Below are 17,478 nucleotides of genomic sequence, written 5' to 3'. Positions count from 1 at the left end.
ACAAGCCTACACTGAAGGTAATTACGGTTGATACTGTAAGTCAAAGCGGCCATTGGTGAGGCGCACGGTTTCCGGCCCTTCCCCACTCGTTTTTTGAGCCGTGAACTCGAAGGTACCCGAGATGATCTTCGCCACCGAGTCGAGGCGCGTGACCGTAAGTTGGCCCGTGGCCGTAGGGCCGGTCAGGTACTCGGCACTAGGCTCGGGATTAGAAGTGCTGTAGTTCGCGTAGGCCGGCGTCGTGTTGGGAAAGGAGGGCCGCGCTACCTCATTAAAAAGGTAGCGGCCTGGCGCTCGCACCTTTCGGACGTTAAGGATAATGTAGCGGTTGTGCTTCGCTTGATTGTGGACGAAAAGAAAGTCCATAGTGCCATCGGAGAAGCGCGAGACAATGACCGCCCGGCTGTTGAAGGCATCCGTGGTGGGTTGATAGGCCCTCCCATCCTGGAGCCAGCCGACGGTACCCGCCCCAGTCTGGGTGGCTTCCGGTAGCGTATCGAGTGGGTTTTTCTCTTTTTGGCAACCAAACATGCCTAATAGGATCATGCTACTCACTCCAAGGAAGGTTTTCATAAAGTACCGTGAGCAGTGGATATATCAGGGAAAATAGAAAAATGTCCTAGCAAGGTAGAAATAAGCTGGAACGCAAAGAGGCGAGACCGTTCCAGTCTCGCCTCTTTGCTCCTATTGTCAGTACGCTACAGTGCTTAGCGCGAAATCTCCAGAATCTGAAATTGCAGCTTACCAGCCGGCACCGTGATTTCGGCCACGTCGCCCACAGATAAGCCCAGCAGACCCTTGCCAATCGGTGACTTCACGGAAATCTTACCGGCGGCGAGGTTGGCTTCTTCTTCGGCTACCAGAATGTAGTCGAGCACCATGTTGTTCTTCATGTTTTTAAGCTTGACTTTACTCATTATCAAAGCCTTACTCGCATCGATGTTCGATTCATCAATGACGCGGGCATTGCCAATAACTTCTTCAAGCTTGGAGATCTTCAGTTCAAGGTGACCTTGCGCGTCTTTGGCGGCGTCGTACTCCGCATTCTCGCTCAGGTCACCTTTGTCGCGGGCGTCGCGCAGTTGCTCGGCAGCCTCGGCCCGGCCGCGGATTTTAAGGTCCTGGAGCTCGTCCTTGAGCTTTTGTAGGCCTTCAGGTGTGTAGTAATTAACAGTGGCCATGACGGTGGGGTGGTAAGCTAAAAAACAAGAAGAACGGTCGGCAAAGCCAACCGTTCTCCCCAACAGGTTTAGGACAAATATACGCAACCTGCCCAACTTACGCTAGCTGAGCCGCGCCGATGCCCGCAGAAATGCACCAATTTTTTGGGCCAGTACCTCATTAATGCGCTGGTAAGACTGATGCGTCCAGCCGCCGATATGCGGCGAAAGAATAACCTGGGGGGCTTTTTTCAGAAAATCGAACGTCGTCTGCTGGGCTGGCGTGAGCGTATTGAGCTTCTCATTTTCGAGAACATCAAGGGCGGCGCCTCGCACCTGCCCACTTTGCAAGCCCCGCACCACAGCTGCCTGATCCAGCACTTCGCCCCGAGCGGTATTGAGCAGCCAAATGGGATTGCGAAAACCCAGCAACATGGCCTCATTCACAAAATGGTGATTCGGCACTGAATACGGAATGTGCAGACTCAGCACCTCCGCTCGCTGCTGCAATTCACTTAAGGTCACGAGCGTGGCTTGGTGGTCGGGCGCGCAGGTGGGGTCGTTGTCATAAGCCAGCACGGTGCAGCCAAAACTGGTGAGCCGCTGAGCGAAGGCCCGCCCCATATTTCCGTAGCCAATTATCCCGACAACTTTGCCCCCCAACTCCTCCCCTCGGTTGGCCTCACGCTGCCAGATATTCTGGCGCACTTCCTGATCGGCCCGGGGAATATTGCGCAGCAATGCTAGTAGCAGGCCCAAAGCGAATTCACCCACCGCGTCCCGGTTACCTTCGGGCGCGTTCAGGAGCGTCACGCCCGCCGCCTGCATGGCTGCTTCATCTATATTATCTACCCCGGCCCCGGCCCGGGCCACGTAGCGCAGCCCTGGGCAATGAGCTAATAACTTAGCCGTCACGCGCACCTTGCTTCGCACCACCAATCCCTCATACGCATGTGCTGCCAACGCCGCAGGCACTTCCGCCGCCGTCAGATCGGGCCGGTAGTGGGTGGTGAGATTGATTTCCTGAAAAAGGCTTTGCCAGGATGGATGCAAATCGTCGACGACGAGACAAAGGGACATGATTGGATAGTTTTTACTGTTTTCAGGATGCCCTACTGTCTGGCGACTACTGACACACCTTATTAATAGGTGATAAGCAAGTATCGAAGCCCGCTAAGCTTACTCCGCAGCCTGAGCTTCATTCTGCTGATGCTGCTCGACTAGTTTGGTTAGGCCCACAAACTCGGCCACACCTAGCTGCTCAGCGCGCTTATCGAAGATAGGATCAGATGTAACTTCGGGGGGCAAACCGAACGGCTTCAGCGCATTGCGCAAGGTTTTGCGGCGGGTTTGGAAAGCCTGCTTCACCACCCGAAAAAACAGCTTCTCATCGCAATCCAGCCGCTCGGTGCTGTTGCGGGTAAGCCGAATAACAGCTGACTGCACCTTGGGCGGCGGAACAAACACATGGGGCGGCACCGCAAACAGCATTTCCACGGTATAGTATGCCTGCACCAGCACACTCAGGATGCCGTACGCTTTAGAGCCCGGCGGTTCAGCAATGCGTTCAGCTACTTCCTTTTGCAGCATGCCCACCACCTCACGCACCTGCTGACGGTGGGCCAGCACCTGAAAGTAAATCTGGGTGGAAATGTTGTAAGGAAAATTACCAATGATGCTCAGCGGCTTACCGGGAAACAGCTGGCTCAGATCCTGCCGCAGGAAGTCGGCGGAGATAATTCGCCCCCCAAGCGAGGAAAAATTACGCTCCAGATAAGCCACCGACTCGCGGTCAATTTCCACCACGCTCGTCTCATAAGCCGGATTCTGCAGCAGATTACCCGTGAGAACGCCCATACCTGGGCCAATTTCGAGCACGTGGGCCACCCCATCGGGCAAACGCAAAGCGTCCACGATATTTCGGGCAATATTGGGGTCGGCCAGAAAATGTTGACCGAGGTGTTTTTTGGGGCTAACGTGGTCCAAATGACAAAGTCTAAAAGTGAAAAGCCACAGGCTGAGAGCCGGGAGAAAGCCAGAAAAAGCCGCTGCTACCTTGAGCTTCCAGATGCGAACCTCTGAGTCTCAGCTTTTGATTTTTCTGCTCCCTGCGAAAACGCCTACCTTGCGGCGCCCAAAGATACGCCTGTCGGTGGGCTTATGCCTTTCACTTCCGTCCTTCTGCTGTTTATGGCCCTTCAACTCACGTACGCTTCCACGGTGCCCACAGGCGCCGATACTGTTTTCGTGCTACCCGCCGGTACTCGTGAATTGCCCCCCAGTGCCCTCACCGACCTGCCTGAGGCGGCTCGAAACTATGTGCACGAGCAGCTCACTGCCGATAATAAGTTTATCACCGTCAATCACTTCTCCCATCGTCATTACTTTATAGTAGCCGCTGCCAAAGCCACTCCTGAGCTGGTAGCGGAGGACTTGCGCAAGGCTGGCCACAAGCTGCACGCATCGCTTAAAGCGGATAAAGTAACCGAGCTTTTTATTCAGGACCTGACCACAGCTAGCACCGGCGCCCTACCGCTTGCAGAAGGCATCTACCTGACTGCGTATCAGTTTGGAGGCTATAAAACGGACGAGAAATCACGTCAAAATGCCCCCCTCACAAAAGTAAATCTGGTGGGTGCGAACCTCCAGGCCGAGACAGTTCAGGAGTTGGAAGGCATACTGCAAGGCGTGTCTCTGGCACGTGACCTCGTTAATGAGCCGCTCAACCGCCTCAACGCCATCCAATTTGCGGAGCGAATGGCGGCGGCGGGCGAAGACGCTGGTTTTCACACCGATATTCTGGACCTCGCCCGTATCGAAGCGCTGCGTATGGGCGGGCTTATCGCCGTAAACCTGGGCAGCCCCGAGCCGCCGACCTTCACTATAATGGAGTACAAACCGGAGGGGGCCAAAAACGAGAAGCCCTACGTGCTCGTGGGCAAGGGCGTAGTCTTCGATACGGGTGGCCTGAGCCTAAAGCCTACGCCCAACTCCATGGACATGATGAAGTGTGACATGGCGGGCGGCGCAGCCGTAACGGGCGTGCTGTATGCACTCGCTAAAAATAAAATACCGCTGCATGTAATCGGTTTGGTACCTGCCACCGACAACCGGCCTGGTGGCTTGGCCTTCGTGCCCGGCGACGTGCTCGAAATGCACAGTGGCCTTACGGTTGAAGTCCTCAATACCGATGCAGAAGGTCGTCTGATTTTGGCTGATGCGCTCAGCTTCGCTCGCAAATACGAGCCAGAGCTGGTTTTCGACATTGCTACCCTTACCGGCTCCGCTGCTCGCGCTGTAGGTAAAGAGGGCTTGGTAGCAATGGGCACCGCTGGCGATGAGCGCATGCTTCAGCTTAAGCAAGCAGGCAACCGCACCCACGAGCGCATTGTGGAGCTACCGCTTTGGGAAGAATACGCCGAGCATATCAAGTCTGATATTGCTGACATCAACAATCTGGGCAAAGCTGAAGCTGGTGCCATCTCGGCAGGCAAATTTCTGGAGCGCTTCATCGAAGGCACGCCTTGGATTCACTTAGATATTGCCGGCCCAGCCTTCCTCACGGCCCCCGACAGCTACCGTGGCAAAGGCGGCACAGGCACCAGTGTGCGGCTGTTGTATGACTTTTTGAAAAGCACGTACTAACGCATCTCGCTCTCCCTTTTCTTATTAAGACGAGGAATTCAATCCTCCCAATTCCCTAGCTCCACCCCATGTCCCAATTGCCACGCCTCGGCATTTCTGTCGGCGACCTCGCCGGTATCGGACCCGAAATCATTTACAAAACCCTGCGCGATGTGCGCTTGCTTAAGTACTGCACGCCGGTAGTTTATGGCACTGCCACGGTGCTCTTCGACGATTTCCCGACGGAAGAGCGCACCGAGCCGCTAACGTTCCGCCAAGTGCGCGCCGCCGCCGATATTGCTACTGGCAAACCCAACGCCGTTACGTGTTGGGACGAAGACTTTGTGCTTACGCCGGGTCAGCCCAGTGCAGCTAGTGGTACTGCCGCCCGGCAATCATTGTTGGCTGCCTGCCGCGATTTAAAGGAAGGCTTGTTGGATGGCATTGTAACGGCACCCATTAGTAAAGAGAATACCCAGGCCGACGACTTCCGCTACCCCGGCCACACGGAATTTTTGACCAGTTTTTTCGGAGCCCCTGAGAGCCTGATGTTCTTGGTAAGCGAAGATCTGCGCGTGGCCACTGTGACGGGTCACATTCCATTGAAAGACGTTTCAAGCAGAGTAACGAAGGAGCTTTTAATAAAGAAGCTGCGGATTTTGCTAACCTCCCTGCGGCAGGATTTTGGGATTCAAAAGCCTCGTGTAGCTGTATTGGGTTTGAACCCGCATGCTGGGGAGAAAGGCTTGCTAGGCACTGAAGAAGCTGATACCGTGACGCCCGTCATTCATCAATTCTTGGAAGAAGGCCACTTGGTTTATGGCCCCTTCCCTGCCGACGGCTACTTTGGTACTCGCCAATACCACCAGTTCGATGCAACACTGGCTTTATATCATGACCAGGGTTTGATTCCATTCAAAACGCTGGCTTTTGAGAGAGGGGTGAACTTTACAGCCGGCTTACCCATCGTGCGCACTTCTCCTGACCACGGCACAGCCTACGGCCTGGCAGGCACATTCAAAGCAGATGAAACCTCATTTCGGGAAGCCCTTTATCTAGCTTGTGACTTAGTTCGCCAACGGCAAGGGCTAGTAGTAGAGAAACGACGTTAGCCACTAAGATAAAAAGCCTCCCAAGGCAAGGCTGGGGGCTTTTTTTTGCGCCCAGCAGCTCTTTCCTAACAGAAATGACCCATTTCTTATTAAGCCAACCTATACAGCACTAAACCGAAACTTTCTTTCTATAAACGAAATATAATTTGTTCTTTTAAAATTCAGCTGTAGTTTTGCGACAGAAATAAGCGGAGCCACTTCGGTTCCGTTTTGCTTTTATCTCGTTTTCATGGTGCTTCAAACCCCTACTGACTATCGCATTGCCCTGCGTCGCCTCGACGCGCTGGCAACTGCTGGAGTTGAGGGCAACGCCGCGCTGGAGGCCGAGTTTCGGGAGTTGATCATAAGCATCGACACCTATGAAGGCAAATTAGGGCTGCTTCCCATTCCAAATCTGCCAACCTCACTTGCTGAGATGATTGAGCTAAAACGACAGCAAATGCGCCTCAAGCAGAAAGATTTGGCGCAACTGCTGGAAGTGCCCGCCGGACGACTTTCACAGATTCTGAGTGGCAAGCGCCGAGTTACGCTCGATCTGGCCAAACGCCTGTATGAGCGTCTCGGCATCCCTTCCGATTTCATTCTGAAAAACGCATAGCTGCTCAATACCGCTTCTCTGCTTTAAAAAACGGCAAAATCTTCCTACTTTTGCCCCCTGCTATAAATCTCAACCGTGAAGAAGGACTCGCAATACGACATAGCTATTGCTAAACTGGCCCATAAAACGCACCATTTTGCGTTCGAGCTGGGTAGAGCTTTTTTCGAGCAGTTTGATCAACAGTTGATTCAGGATGGCCAACTTCATGCTGATGTGGAGTTGACCAAAACGGATTTACTGCTGACGCTCGACTTTCACATCAAGGGCACCGTGCGTCTTATTTGCGACCGGAGCCTGGAAGATTTTGACCAACCCATTGATGTGCGCCATCAATTGCGCGTACGCTTTGGCGACCAATACTTAGAGTTGGACGACGACGTGCTGCAAATCACGCCTGATACCCAAACCCTCCCTATTGCTCAGCACTTGTTCGATTACATTGGGTTAGCCATTCCGATGAAGAAGCTACATCCGCGTTTCCAGAACGAGCCCGATGATAATCCTGACGCTGACGCCAAGCTCATTTTCACGACTCGGCAGGCTGACGATGAGGACGAAGACAATTCTGACCCACGTTGGGACGCGCTACGGAATCTCAATTAAGCCTATCCTGTCAATTCGACTTTCTCCCTTTTAAATTCACATTCAACTTTCATAATTTCCCATGGCACATCCTAAGCGCCGCCAGTCCTCGACCCGCCGCGACAAGCGTCGCACTCACGACAAGCTAACTCCAAAGGCTATTTCTATCTGCCAAACCACTGGCGAGACTCACTTGCGCCACAAAGCGTACGTAGTAGATGGCGACTTGTATTTACACGGCAAAGTAGCAGTAAAGGACTTCGCTCCAATCGCCGCTGCAGCCGCCCCAACCGAGGACGAAGAATAAGCCCTCGCTTTGCTGGTAGCGTCTGCATGCCAGCCCGCCTTTTCGACTCCGTACTCCCCTTGATTTCCTGTACATGAAGATAGCCCTGGACGCAATGGGGGGCGATTTTGCCCCCCAGGCTGCCGTCGATGGTGCCGTAATGGCTGCCCAGCAGCTAAACGGTGCGGCTCAGATTGTGCTCATCGGCCAGGAAGAGGCCGTGCGCCCTTTGCTCCAACAGCACGGCGCCGCCGCTGCCGACCTCCTATTTATCCCGGCCACGCAAGTAATTGCGATGGGTGAGCATCCCGCCAAAGCTTACCAGCAGAAGCAGGATTCCAGCATTGCCGTAGGTTATCGAATGTTGCACGCTGGCGAGTTAGATGCATTCTGCTCAGCCGGTAGCACAGGCGCTATGCTGGTGGGCGCTATGTTCAGCGTGAAAGCTGTACCCGGCGTATTGCGGCCAGCCATTGCGAACTTCGTTCCGAAGCTATCAGGTGGGCAAGGCATTTTGCTAGATGTAGGAGCCAATGCTGAGTGCAAACCAGAAATGCTCGAGCAATTTGGCGAACTGGGCTCGCTCTATGCGCATTATGTGTTAGGTATTGAAACCCCTAAAGTGGGTTTGATGAACCTGGGTGAGGAAGAGGGCAAAGGCACAACCTTAACGCAGGCTGCTTATCAATTATTGAAGGTAAATCCGCACGTGCAGTTTATCGGCAATATCGAAGGGCGTGACCTTTTCAACTCCAAAGCCGACGTAATCATTTGCGACGGCTACACAGGCAACGTATTATTGAAGATGGCAGAATCCATTTATGAGATTTTGAATGAGAAGAAGATGCACGACCCCTTCTTTGACAACTTCAATTATGAAGCTTTTGGTGGCAGTCCTATCTTGGGCATAAATGATAATGCTATCATTGGGCACGGAGTGAGTACGCCGCTGGCTATTTGTAATATGCTTTTACAGGGTTACAAAATGGCCGAGTCTGGTATTTCAGACCAAATCAAGAGCACCTTTAAGTCTTAGTGACTAAGTCCGGCTCTGGCCGGACTTTTTTTGCCGCCTTCGTCCGTCTTTCTCGATGAAAATAACTGCCGCTATCACCGGAGTGGGTGCCTATGTACCCGACTACGTACTCACCAACAAGGAACTTGAAACCCTGGTGGATACTACCGACGAGTGGATTCTGAGTCGCACAGGCATACAGGAGCGGCACATTCTGAAAGGCGAAGGACAAGGCACCTCCGTTATGGGGATCAAAGCCGTCGAGCAATTACTAGCAAAAACGGGCACCAAAGCCGAGGACATTGACCTAATTATCTGCGCTACCACTACCCCCGACTTAGTATTTCCTGCTACCGCTAATATAATCTCAGCAGCGGTGGGGGCCAAAAAAGCGTTCAGCTACGATATGCAGGCTGCCTGCTCGGGCTTTATGTTCGCTTTAGCTACAGGTGCCCAGTTTATTCAGACTGGCACTTATAAAAAGGTGATCGTAGTAGGTGCCGACAAGATGTCGAGCATTATTGACTACACTGACCGTTCTACCTGCATTATTTTTGGCGATGGTGCCGGTGCAGTTCTTTTAGAGCCTAATACTGATGGCCTAGGATTGCTCGATCAGCAGCTTTGCTCCGACGGCAATGGTGAGCCATTCTTACATCAAAAGGCAGGTGGCAGCCGTCGTCCTCCGTCGGCAGAGACTGTTGCAGGCCGGGAACACTTCGTATATCAAGAGGGGGGGACAGTATTCAAATTTGCGGTGAAAAATATGGCTGATGTAGCTGCTCAAGTAATGGAGCGCAATCAGCTTACGGCCGATGATGTAGCCTGGCTGGTACCGCACCAAGCCAATAAGCGCATAATTGACGCGACAGCGCATCGCATGGGTGTCGGTCCCGAAAAAGTGATGCTTAACATTCATCGCTATGGCAATACCACTAACGGTACCATTCCACTTTGCTTAGCCGATTACGAAAGCCAGTTGCATAAAGGCGACAACCTTATTATTGCCGCATTTGGTGGAGGCTTCACTTGGGGGTCATTGTACCTCAAATGGGCATATGATACCAAGTCGAGTCAGTAAATAGTCTGATTAGTCAACTGCACGCAGAAAACCTCTATACTTGCACTTTCGAAAACGCTGAACTTAGTACGTTAACGATTGAGTAGATTCTGTACAAACGTTATTAGCGCAATTCAGAAACTCATGTTCAGCCTTTAACTTTCAATAACTAGTATCTAAAAAATGGCCACCACCGCAGACTTCCGTAACGGCCTCGTCCTGAATTACAACAACGAGTTGCACGTTATTACCGAGTTTCAACACGTGAAGCCTGGAAAGGGCCCAGCCTTTGTACGCACCAAATTGCGCAACATTAAAACCGGGCGTGTAATTGATAACACCTTTAACGCAGGTGTGAAGGTAGAAACCGCTCGGGTGGAGCAACGTCCTCACCAATTCCTATACAAGGATGAGTACGGCTTCAACTTCATGAATAAGGAAGATTTTGAGCAGGTAACACTGCCTGAAGCAATGGTGCCCTTCGCCGATTTGCTGAAGGATGGGCAGGAAGTCACTATTTTGTTTCACGCCGAAACGGAGCAGCCGCTCACAGCTGAACTGCCAACTACAGTGGAACTCGTAGTAACCTACACCGAGCCTGGTTTGCGTGGAGATACCGCCACTAATACGCTTAAGCCCGCAACTGTAGAAACGGGTGCCCGTATCCAAGTACCCTTGTTTATCAACCAGGACGAAAAAATTCGCGTGGATACCCGCGACTACTCCTATGTCGAAAGAGTTAAATAAGTCGCCGCAGAAGCAGCCTGCTATGAAAGCCAAAGAACTACAGGAATTGCTCGATTTCATCGCCAAATCGGGTTTGAACAAAGTCAACATCGAAACTGAGGAATTTAAAATCTCAGTTCAGCGCGACCCCAGCTATAAGCCGGTAATAAGTTCCTCGATGTCTGCGCCAGCGCCAGCTGCTGCGCCTCAAGTGCCGGCTCCAGTAGCTGCTCCTGTTTCTGCACCTGCACCAACAACCACTACGCCTGCTACTACTAGCGAGCCTTCTGAGTCCAATTATCAGGCACTGAAGGCCCCTATGATTGGCACTTTCTACCGTTCCAACAGCCCCGATTCACCTGCTTTTGTGAACGTAGGTGACACAGTCGAAAAGGGTCAGGTTATCTGCATCATTGAGGCTATGAAGTTGTTCAATGAGATTGAAGCTGAAGCTTCAGGCCGTATTGTAAAGGCGTTGGTAGAGAACTCCTCTCCAGTAGAATACGATCAGCCCCTGTTCCTGATCGAGCCAATGTAATTTTTGGGCCTTGAGGTCTTGGTAGCTTAGGTTTTGGGCGAGTCGGATGACTTGCACAAGCATCTAAGCCACCAAGGCTTTTCTTTTTCGATCAGGTTCCCCCAATTATTTGCTTCCAAAGCTTCTTCATCATGTTTAAAAAAATACTGATTGCTAACCGGGGCGAAATTGCACTGCGCATTATTCGCACGTGCAAGGAAATGGGTATCAAAACGGTAGCAGTATACTCCACTGCTGACAAGGAAAGTCTTCATGTTCGCTTCGCCGACGAGGCAGTGTGCATCGGTCCTCCCCCCAGCGCACAGTCGTACCTAAACATTCCGACCCTAATTGCAGCGGCAGAAATCACGAATGCCGACGCTATTCATCCTGGCTATGGATTCCTTTCGGAAAACGCAGAATTTTCGCGTATCTGTCAGGAAAACGGCATCAAATTTATCGGTGCTTCGCCCGAAATGATTAATAGCATGGGCGACAAGGCTTCGGCTAAAGCAACCATGAAAAAAGCCGGGGTACCCACTATTCCCGGTTCGGAAGGCTTACTCGATTCGCTACAGGATGCGCTGAAAATCGCGCACAAGATTAAATATCCAGTTATTCTGAAAGCTACGGCTGGTGGCGGCGGACGTGGTATGCGTGTAGCGCGCACCGACGAGGAATTGGAGAAGGGCTGGCATGATGCACGCACCGAAGCCAAAGCAGCCTTTGGCAATGATGGTATTTACCTTGAAAAGTTTGTAGAAGAGCCACGGCACATTGAAATCCAAATCGTTGGAGACCAATTTGGCCGAGCTGCCCACCTTTCCGAACGTGACTGCAGCATTCAGCGCAGGCACCAGAAGCTAGTAGAAGAAGCACCTTCTCCGTTCATGACCAAAGATCTGCGGAAGAAAATGGGTAATGCGGCCGTAGCTGGCGCGAAGTCCATTCGCTACGAAGGAGTAGGTACGATTGAGTTTTTAGTAGATAAAAACCGTGATTTCTACTTCATGGAGATGAATACCCGCATTCAGGTGGAGCACCCTGTGACGGAGGAAATCATCAACTATGATCTGATTAAAGAGCAGATTAAAGTAGCTGCGGGCGTACCTATTTCGGGCAATAACTACGAGCCCAAAATGCACGCTATGGAGTGCCGGATCAATGCTGAAGATCCGCGCAATAACTTCCGCCCTGCTCCTGGCAAGATCACAACGCTCCATATTCCTGGTGGCCACGGCGTCAGGGTTGATACGCACGTTTATGCTGGCTACACTATTCCGCCGAATTACGATTCGATGATTGCTAAGCTTATCACCACTGCTCAGACTCGGGAAGAATGCATTGTAAAAATGAAGCGTGCATTAAGTGAATTCGTCGTGGAAGGCGTGAAAACTACTATTCCATTTCACTTAGCTCTTATGGATAATCAAAGCTTTAAGGATGGTAACTTCACCACTGCCTTCCTGGATACGTTTGACTTTTCAACTATCTAATTAGAGATCCTATTTCATAACCAATAAAAAGCCCCCCAGAACTATTCTGGGGGGCTTTTTATTGGTTATGAAATAGGATGTTCTATTTCCTGCACTAACTCACTATACCATTGTTCACCATACTTGCGAATCAGGGGCTCTTTAAGAAACTGATAGACCCGCACACCCAAATCGGCGCCAAAGGAGCAGGCAGGATTGCAGATGCCCCATCGATCATAGTTTAGGGCTTCAAAATCCTCGTACTTGCTGATGCGAATGGGATATAAATGGCAGCTGATAGGCTTCTTGAAATTGGTGGCTCCGGCCAAGTAAGCCTGCTCGATGCCACACTTTAAAATGCCACGCTCATCATACAGAGCATATGCACATTCTCGGTCATTGATGGTAGTGGTGCTAAAGTCGCCTTCCCAATCCTTGATATAAAGACCTTGTTGTTCAATAGCCTGCTGACCCGCTTCGGTAAGAAAAGGCTTTATATTGGCGTATTCGGCTTCAAGAATGGCTAATTCGCCTTCTTCTAAGGGAGCACCTAGGTCACCCTCTACGCAGCAAGCACCTTTGCAAGCCTCGAGATTACAAACAAAGAAATTGTCGCGAACGTCATCGGAGATGACGGTGTTCTGGATAATAATCATGGGAATGAGAGGCAGAACCTCACGGGGGGCTTTTTAACTCCGTCAAATAGTCGCAGGCGTTAAGCCAGCGACGAGCAAAGTCCCGAGAGAAATGAATTGACAAAGATAACCCCGAACGGGTGCTTCCTGGTTTCCTGGGGGGCAAAACCTTACCTTTGTTCCTTCGCCAACGAGCCGGTTTACTTGAAAGAATGGCATTAGATTATCATACCTTATTGAATCCCTCGCAGGCCGCTGCCGTGCTGCAAACGGAAGGCCCCTGCATGATTATAGCTGGTGCTGGTTCTGGCAAAACGCGCGTACTGACGTATCGTATTGCGCATTTGCTTGAGAAAGGCGTCGACCCATTTAATATCTTGGCCCTGACTTTTACCAATAAGGCAGCCAAGGAAATGCGTGCCCGCATTGAGAAAGTAGTGGGCCCTGAGGCTAAGAATGTGTGGATGGGCACCTTTCACAGCATTTTTGCCCGCATCCTACGCTCCGAAGCTGAAAAGATTGGCTTCCCGCGTCACTTCACCATTTACGACACCCAGGATTCCAAGACGCTGGTATCGCAGATTGTGAAGGAACTGGACCTCGACGACAAGCTGTACAAGCCTAGTATGGTACTGGGGCGCATTTCGTCAGCGAAGAACAAGCTGATCTCAGTGCAGCAGTACTTGAGCGACCCAGTCATCAAGCAGGACGACGAAGCGGCTTTGCGGCCTAAAATTGGCGTAATTTATCAGCAGTACCAGTCGCGGTGTTTCAAGGCTGGTGCCATGGATTTTGACGATCTGTTGTTTAACACGAATGTGCTGTTCAAAGACCACCCTGAAGCGCTTAACAAATACCAGAATATTTTCCGGTATGTGATGGTCGACGAGTATCAGGACACCAACTATTCGCAGTACCTGATTACGCGCAAGCTGGCCGCGAAGGAGCGTAACATTTGCGTAGTTGGCGACGATGCGCAAAGCATTTATGCATTCCGGGGGGCGGATATTACCAATATCCTCAACTTTGAGAAGGACTACCCCGAGCTTGAAGTATTCAAGTTGGAACAGAATTATCGCTCTACCAAGAACATTGTAAAAGCGGCCAACTCGGTCATTAAGAACAACAAAGCGCAGCTTCGCAAAGACGTTTTCTCCGAGAATGAGGAAGGAACGCTCATCGAAGTGCTCAAAGCGGCTTCGGATAATGAAGAAGGCAAGCTGATTGCCAACTCCATCTTTGAGGACAAGATGAACCAGCACTTGTCTTATGACCACTTTGCGATTCTCTACCGCACCAACGCCCAAAGCCGGGCAATGGAAGAGGCCTTGCGTAAGCTAAATATTAAGTACAAGATTGTGGGGGGCCTTTCTTTCTACCAACGGAAAGAGATTAAGGACTTGGTAGCTTACCTACGCCTCACGGTAAACCCGAATGACGAGCAGGCGCTACGCCGCGTTATCAACTACCCCAAGCGCGGCATCGGCGACACGACGGTGAGCAAGCTCATTAACACGGCCGAGGAAACCAATCATACGCTGTGGGAAGTGGTAGCAAATGCGACTTCATTTCTGGGAGCACGGCTTTCGGGAGCTATAACGCAATTTGCGGAGCAGATTAAAAGCTACGCTGTAATTGCTGGCAAAGAAGATGCGTTTGAGGCTGCTAAGTTTATTGCCAAAAACTCCGGCATGATTGAGGAGCTTTATGCCGATAAAAGCATTGAGGGACTCTCGCGCTACGAGAACATTCAGGAACTGCTGAACGGTATCAAGGCGTACACGGAAGATCCGGAGCGTGATGACAAGTCACTGGCTTCTTTTCTACAGGATATTGCCCTCGTTACTGACGCCGACACCAAAGACGCGCAGCAGGATGGGGAGGCCGTGACGCTGATGACCATTCACTCAGCCAAGGGTTTGGAATTCCGTAATGTATACATCGTGGGCTTGGAGGAAAACCTGTTTCCGTCCCAAATGATGATTACGTCGCGGGCTGATTTGGAAGAGGAACGTCGCCTTTTCTACGTTGCCATTACGCGGGCGGAGAAGAAGCTAACCCTCAGCTATGCCACTTCGCGCTACCAATGGGGAAACTTGCGGAGTTGTGAGAAAAGCCGTTTTCTGGACGAAATTGATCCGCAATTCGTAGATTTCAAGTTCTCTGCGGGGCCGGGTAGTGGCGAGTCGCCATTTGGGCACGTTTTGGAGCGGCGTAGCAACCTAATTCCGCCCGCTCCGCGTAAGACGGTAGCCACCAGCTACAAGCCTTCAGCAGATTTTCAGCCTTCCGATACTTCTAATCTGGCCACCGGGCAGCGAGTAGAGCACCCTAAATTTGGCTTCGGCACGGTGAGTAAGCTCGAAACGCAGGCCGGTTCCACCAAGGCGATTATTCAATTTGAAGAGGTGGGTGAGAAGACGTTATTGCTGAGTTTTGCCAAATTGCGAGTGCTGAGTTAATTGGCCGCACTCAGTGCCCACCACAGCACTCTTCAGAGCGCTGATTCTTCTTGTTTTTATCTTTTCTCATGTCTCTTCCCTCCCCTCATAAGCACGAGTTGCTCCAGCGCGAATACGGCCAGAGTACCTTCCAACTTGTGCAAACCCTGCGTACTATCGAAGATAAGGCTGAGCGTACGCGCCGGGCTCATCAGATAGTACAGCTTATCTTCCGCCTGAACGCCAATTTGCGCGACCAGCCCGACGCCCAGCAAAAAGTATGGAATCATCTCTACGAAATGGCCGATGAGGACTTGGACGTAGATAGCCCATTCCCGCTTACCAGCCTTGCCCAGCTGCATCAGCAGCCGAAGCGGGTGCCCTACCCCAGCAAATCGCCCAAACTGAAGCCATACGGCCGCAGCGTGGAAGCAATGATCGAAAAGGCACTGACGCTGGAAGACCCGGCGGAGCGCGAGCAGGCGACTATTGCCATCGGGCGGACGATGAAGTTTCTGTACCGCTCTTATAGCAAGGAGAATGCGAAGGATATTACCATCCTCAAGCATTTGAAAGAGCTTTCGGGGGGCAAATTGGAGCTCGACCCGGCTCAGGTTGACGCGCAGAACTTATTTGAGTTTGCTACCAACGGTCGGCCCGCACCATTTATCGTACCCCAGCCCCGCAACGACCGCTCCGACCGTGACCCACGCCGCAGTGGTGGTGGCGGCAATCGCCGCGACAAGCAGCGCCGTGGTGGCAAAAAACGCCAGGAACCACAGCAACCTCCTCAGTAATTTTTATCAGGGAGCTAGGAGTTTTGGGCTTGAATATCAGTTGTCATAAGCTTCTCTCCTAGCTCCCAACTTTTAACTTCTTTTTTAATGGCCTCTTTTGAAGTAATTGGCGGACACCCGCTTAAAGGCGAGATTATACCCCAGGGGGCAAAAAACGAAGCGCTACAGATATTATGCGCCGTACTGCTTACCAGTGAGCCAGTTACAATTAGCAACATTCCCGATATCCGCGATGTAAACAAGCTCATCGAGCTACTGCGTGATATGGGCGTAAAAGTGGGCAAGCTCGCCACCGATACCTACGTTTTTCAGGCTGACAGCGTAAACTTAGATTACCTCGACTCAGAGGAATTTGTAGCTCAGGGCCGCGCCCTACGCGGTTCCGTCATGATTCTGGGGCCCATGTTGGCGCGCTTTGGTCAGTGTCAACTGCCAAGACCAGGCGGCGACAAAATTGGGCGGCGGCCTCTGGATACGCACTTTTTAGGATTGCAGAAGCTGGGGGGCAAATTGACTCTCGAAGGCAATGACTTTTACCGTATTCGTACGGAAGGCAAGCTGCAGGGTGCTTATATGCTCCTCGACGAAGCTTCCGTAACAGGCACGGCCAATATTGTAATGGCTGCCGTGTTAGCCGAAGGCATTACCACCATTTACAATGCTGCTTGCGAGCCTTATTTGCAGCAGCTATGCAAAATGCTGGTGCGTATGGGGGCCAAAATCAACGGTATCGGCTCCAACCTACTCACCATTGAAGGCGTGGAAAGCCTCGGCGGCACCGAGCACCGCATGCTGCCCGATATGATTGAAATCGGTTCTTTTATCGGTCTGGCAGCCATGACGGGGTCCGAAATAACCATCAAAGACGCGCATATTCAGGAGCTTGGTCTGATTCCGGATACATTCCGCAAAATGGGTATTCAGCTGGAGTTTCGAGGCGATGATATCTTTATTCCTGCCCAAGATCACTATGAGATTGCTACTTATTTGGATGGCAGTATCCTGACCGTATCAGATCATACGTGGCCGGGCCTCACGCCTGATTTGCTCAGCATTATCCTCGTGGTGGCAACCCAGGCAAAAGGCACAGTTCTCATTCACCAGAAGATGTTTGAGTCGCGCTTGTTCTTTGTCGATAAGCTTATTGATATGGGCGCACAAATCATTCTCTGCGACCCTCACCGCGCTACTGTCATTGGCCTCGATCAGCGTAATCGCCTGCATGGTATCTCTATGACGTCGCCCGACATCCGGGCTGGCGTGGCGCTGCTTATTGCGGCTCTATCCGCCGACGGTCGTAGCGTAATTGACAATGTAGAGCAGATTGACCGTGGCTATCAGTTTATTGATAAACGCCTGAATGCGCTCGGCGCGCAGATCAAACGACTGTAATTCAGATTATCAAGTCATAAAAAAGCCCCCCAGAAACGTTTCTGGGGGGGCTTTTTTA

The 17,478-nt window shown here is 51.6% G+C and carries 18 protein-coding genes; 13 read left to right on the top strand and 5 right to left on the bottom strand.

Annotated features, from left to right (window positions below):
* Positions 1–21 precede the first annotated feature (21 nt).
* The 4 genes from H8B13_RS13445 to rsmA form a co-directional block, all read right to left on the bottom strand.
* Positions 22–573 (bottom strand): DUF6252 family protein, encoded by a 552-nt coding sequence (locus tag H8B13_RS13445; RefSeq protein ID WP_187311316.1) that lies wholly within the window; start codon positions 571–573, stop codon positions 22–24.
* A 134-nt stretch (positions 574–707) separates the two neighbouring features.
* A complete protein-coding gene (gene greA / locus H8B13_RS13440; RefSeq protein WP_133273200.1) occupies positions 708–1,181 on the bottom strand; it encodes a transcription elongation factor GreA in 474 nt (157 codons plus the stop codon).
* Between the two features lie 102 nt (positions 1,182–1,283).
* Entirely contained in the window at positions 1,284–2,240 is a 957-nt protein-coding gene (locus tag H8B13_RS13435; RefSeq protein WP_187311315.1) for an NAD(P)-dependent oxidoreductase, read from the bottom strand.
* A gap of 99 nt (positions 2,241–2,339) precedes the next feature.
* The gene (gene rsmA, locus H8B13_RS13430; protein WP_187311314.1) at positions 2,340–3,146 is read right to left on the bottom strand and encodes a 16S rRNA (adenine(1518)-N(6)/adenine(1519)-N(6))-dimethyltransferase RsmA; all 807 of its coding nucleotides are present in this window, start codon (positions 3,144–3,146) and stop codon (positions 2,340–2,342) included.
* 204 nt (positions 3,147–3,350) lie between these two features.
* Here rsmA and H8B13_RS13425 point away from each other — a divergent pair, with 204 nt between their 5' ends.
* From H8B13_RS13425 to accC, 10 genes are all read left to right on the top strand, one after another.
* On the top strand, positions 3,351–4,805 hold the full coding sequence (locus H8B13_RS13425; RefSeq protein WP_187311313.1) for a leucyl aminopeptidase family protein: 1,455 nt from the start codon (positions 3,351–3,353) through the stop codon (positions 4,803–4,805).
* 68 nt (positions 4,806–4,873) lie between these two features.
* Positions 4,874–5,896, top strand: coding sequence for a 4-hydroxythreonine-4-phosphate dehydrogenase PdxA (gene pdxA, locus H8B13_RS13420; RefSeq protein WP_187311312.1), 1,023 nt, complete (start codon positions 4,874–4,876; stop codon positions 5,894–5,896).
* Between the two features lie 229 nt (positions 5,897–6,125).
* Entirely contained in the window at positions 6,126–6,494 is a 369-nt protein-coding gene (locus H8B13_RS13415; protein ID WP_187311311.1) for a helix-turn-helix domain-containing protein, read from the top strand.
* A 75-nt stretch (positions 6,495–6,569) separates the two neighbouring features.
* The gene (locus H8B13_RS13410; RefSeq protein ID WP_187311310.1) at positions 6,570–7,097 is read left to right on the top strand and encodes a YceD family protein; all 528 of its coding nucleotides are present in this window, start codon (positions 6,570–6,572) and stop codon (positions 7,095–7,097) included.
* Between the two features lie 61 nt (positions 7,098–7,158).
* Positions 7,159–7,383, top strand: coding sequence for a 50S ribosomal protein L32 (gene rpmF, locus H8B13_RS13405; RefSeq protein ID WP_187311309.1), 225 nt, complete (start codon positions 7,159–7,161; stop codon positions 7,381–7,383).
* A 73-nt stretch (positions 7,384–7,456) separates the two neighbouring features.
* Complete coding sequence (gene plsX, locus H8B13_RS13400; RefSeq protein WP_187311308.1) at positions 7,457–8,398, top strand: phosphate acyltransferase PlsX; 942 nt, start codon at positions 7,457–7,459, stop codon at positions 8,396–8,398.
* Between the two features lie 55 nt (positions 8,399–8,453).
* A complete protein-coding gene (locus tag H8B13_RS13395; RefSeq protein ID WP_187311307.1) occupies positions 8,454–9,458 on the top strand; it encodes a beta-ketoacyl-ACP synthase III in 1,005 nt (334 codons plus the stop codon).
* Between the two features lie 162 nt (positions 9,459–9,620).
* Positions 9,621–10,184, top strand: coding sequence for an elongation factor P (gene efp / locus H8B13_RS13390; protein ID WP_133273208.1), 564 nt, complete (start codon positions 9,621–9,623; stop codon positions 10,182–10,184).
* Between the two features lie 22 nt (positions 10,185–10,206).
* The gene (gene accB, locus H8B13_RS13385) at positions 10,207–10,701 is read left to right on the top strand and encodes an acetyl-CoA carboxylase biotin carboxyl carrier protein (protein ID WP_187311580.1); all 495 of its coding nucleotides are present in this window, start codon (positions 10,207–10,209) and stop codon (positions 10,699–10,701) included.
* Between the two features lie 131 nt (positions 10,702–10,832).
* Complete coding sequence (gene accC, locus H8B13_RS13380) at positions 10,833–12,176, top strand: acetyl-CoA carboxylase biotin carboxylase subunit (RefSeq protein WP_187311306.1); 1,344 nt, start codon at positions 10,833–10,835, stop codon at positions 12,174–12,176.
* A 65-nt stretch (positions 12,177–12,241) separates the two neighbouring features.
* On the opposite strand, the gene H8B13_RS13375 is transcribed toward accC, so the two are convergent.
* Positions 12,242–12,811 carry a DUF3109 family protein gene (locus H8B13_RS13375; protein WP_187311305.1) on the bottom strand — a complete coding sequence of 190 codons (570 nt, stop codon included), beginning with the start codon at positions 12,809–12,811 and terminating at the stop codon, positions 12,242–12,244.
* Positions 12,812–13,002: 191 nt separating this feature from the next.
* Between H8B13_RS13375 and H8B13_RS13370 the strand changes: the two genes are divergently transcribed.
* The 3 genes from H8B13_RS13370 to murA all read left to right on the top strand — a co-directional run bounded on the left by H8B13_RS13370 (position 13,003) and on the right by murA (position 17,420).
* Positions 13,003–15,252 carry an ATP-dependent helicase gene (locus H8B13_RS13370; RefSeq protein ID WP_187311304.1) on the top strand — a complete coding sequence of 750 codons (2,250 nt, stop codon included), beginning with the start codon at positions 13,003–13,005 and terminating at the stop codon, positions 15,250–15,252.
* A 68-nt stretch (positions 15,253–15,320) separates the two neighbouring features.
* Positions 15,321–16,028, top strand: coding sequence for a DUF4290 domain-containing protein (locus H8B13_RS13365; RefSeq protein ID WP_187311303.1), 708 nt, complete (start codon positions 15,321–15,323; stop codon positions 16,026–16,028).
* An 87-nt stretch (positions 16,029–16,115) separates the two neighbouring features.
* Positions 16,116–17,420 (top strand): UDP-N-acetylglucosamine 1-carboxyvinyltransferase, encoded by a 1,305-nt coding sequence (gene murA, locus H8B13_RS13360; RefSeq protein ID WP_187311302.1) that lies wholly within the window; start codon positions 16,116–16,118, stop codon positions 17,418–17,420.
* Positions 17,421–17,478 lie beyond the last annotated feature (58 nt).

Source organism: Hymenobacter sp. BT188 (assembly GCF_014333585.1).
In the GTDB taxonomy this organism is placed as follows: domain Bacteria; phylum Bacteroidota; class Bacteroidia; order Cytophagales; family Hymenobacteraceae; genus Hymenobacter.
This window is presented reverse-complemented; position numbering and strand designations above follow the sequence as displayed.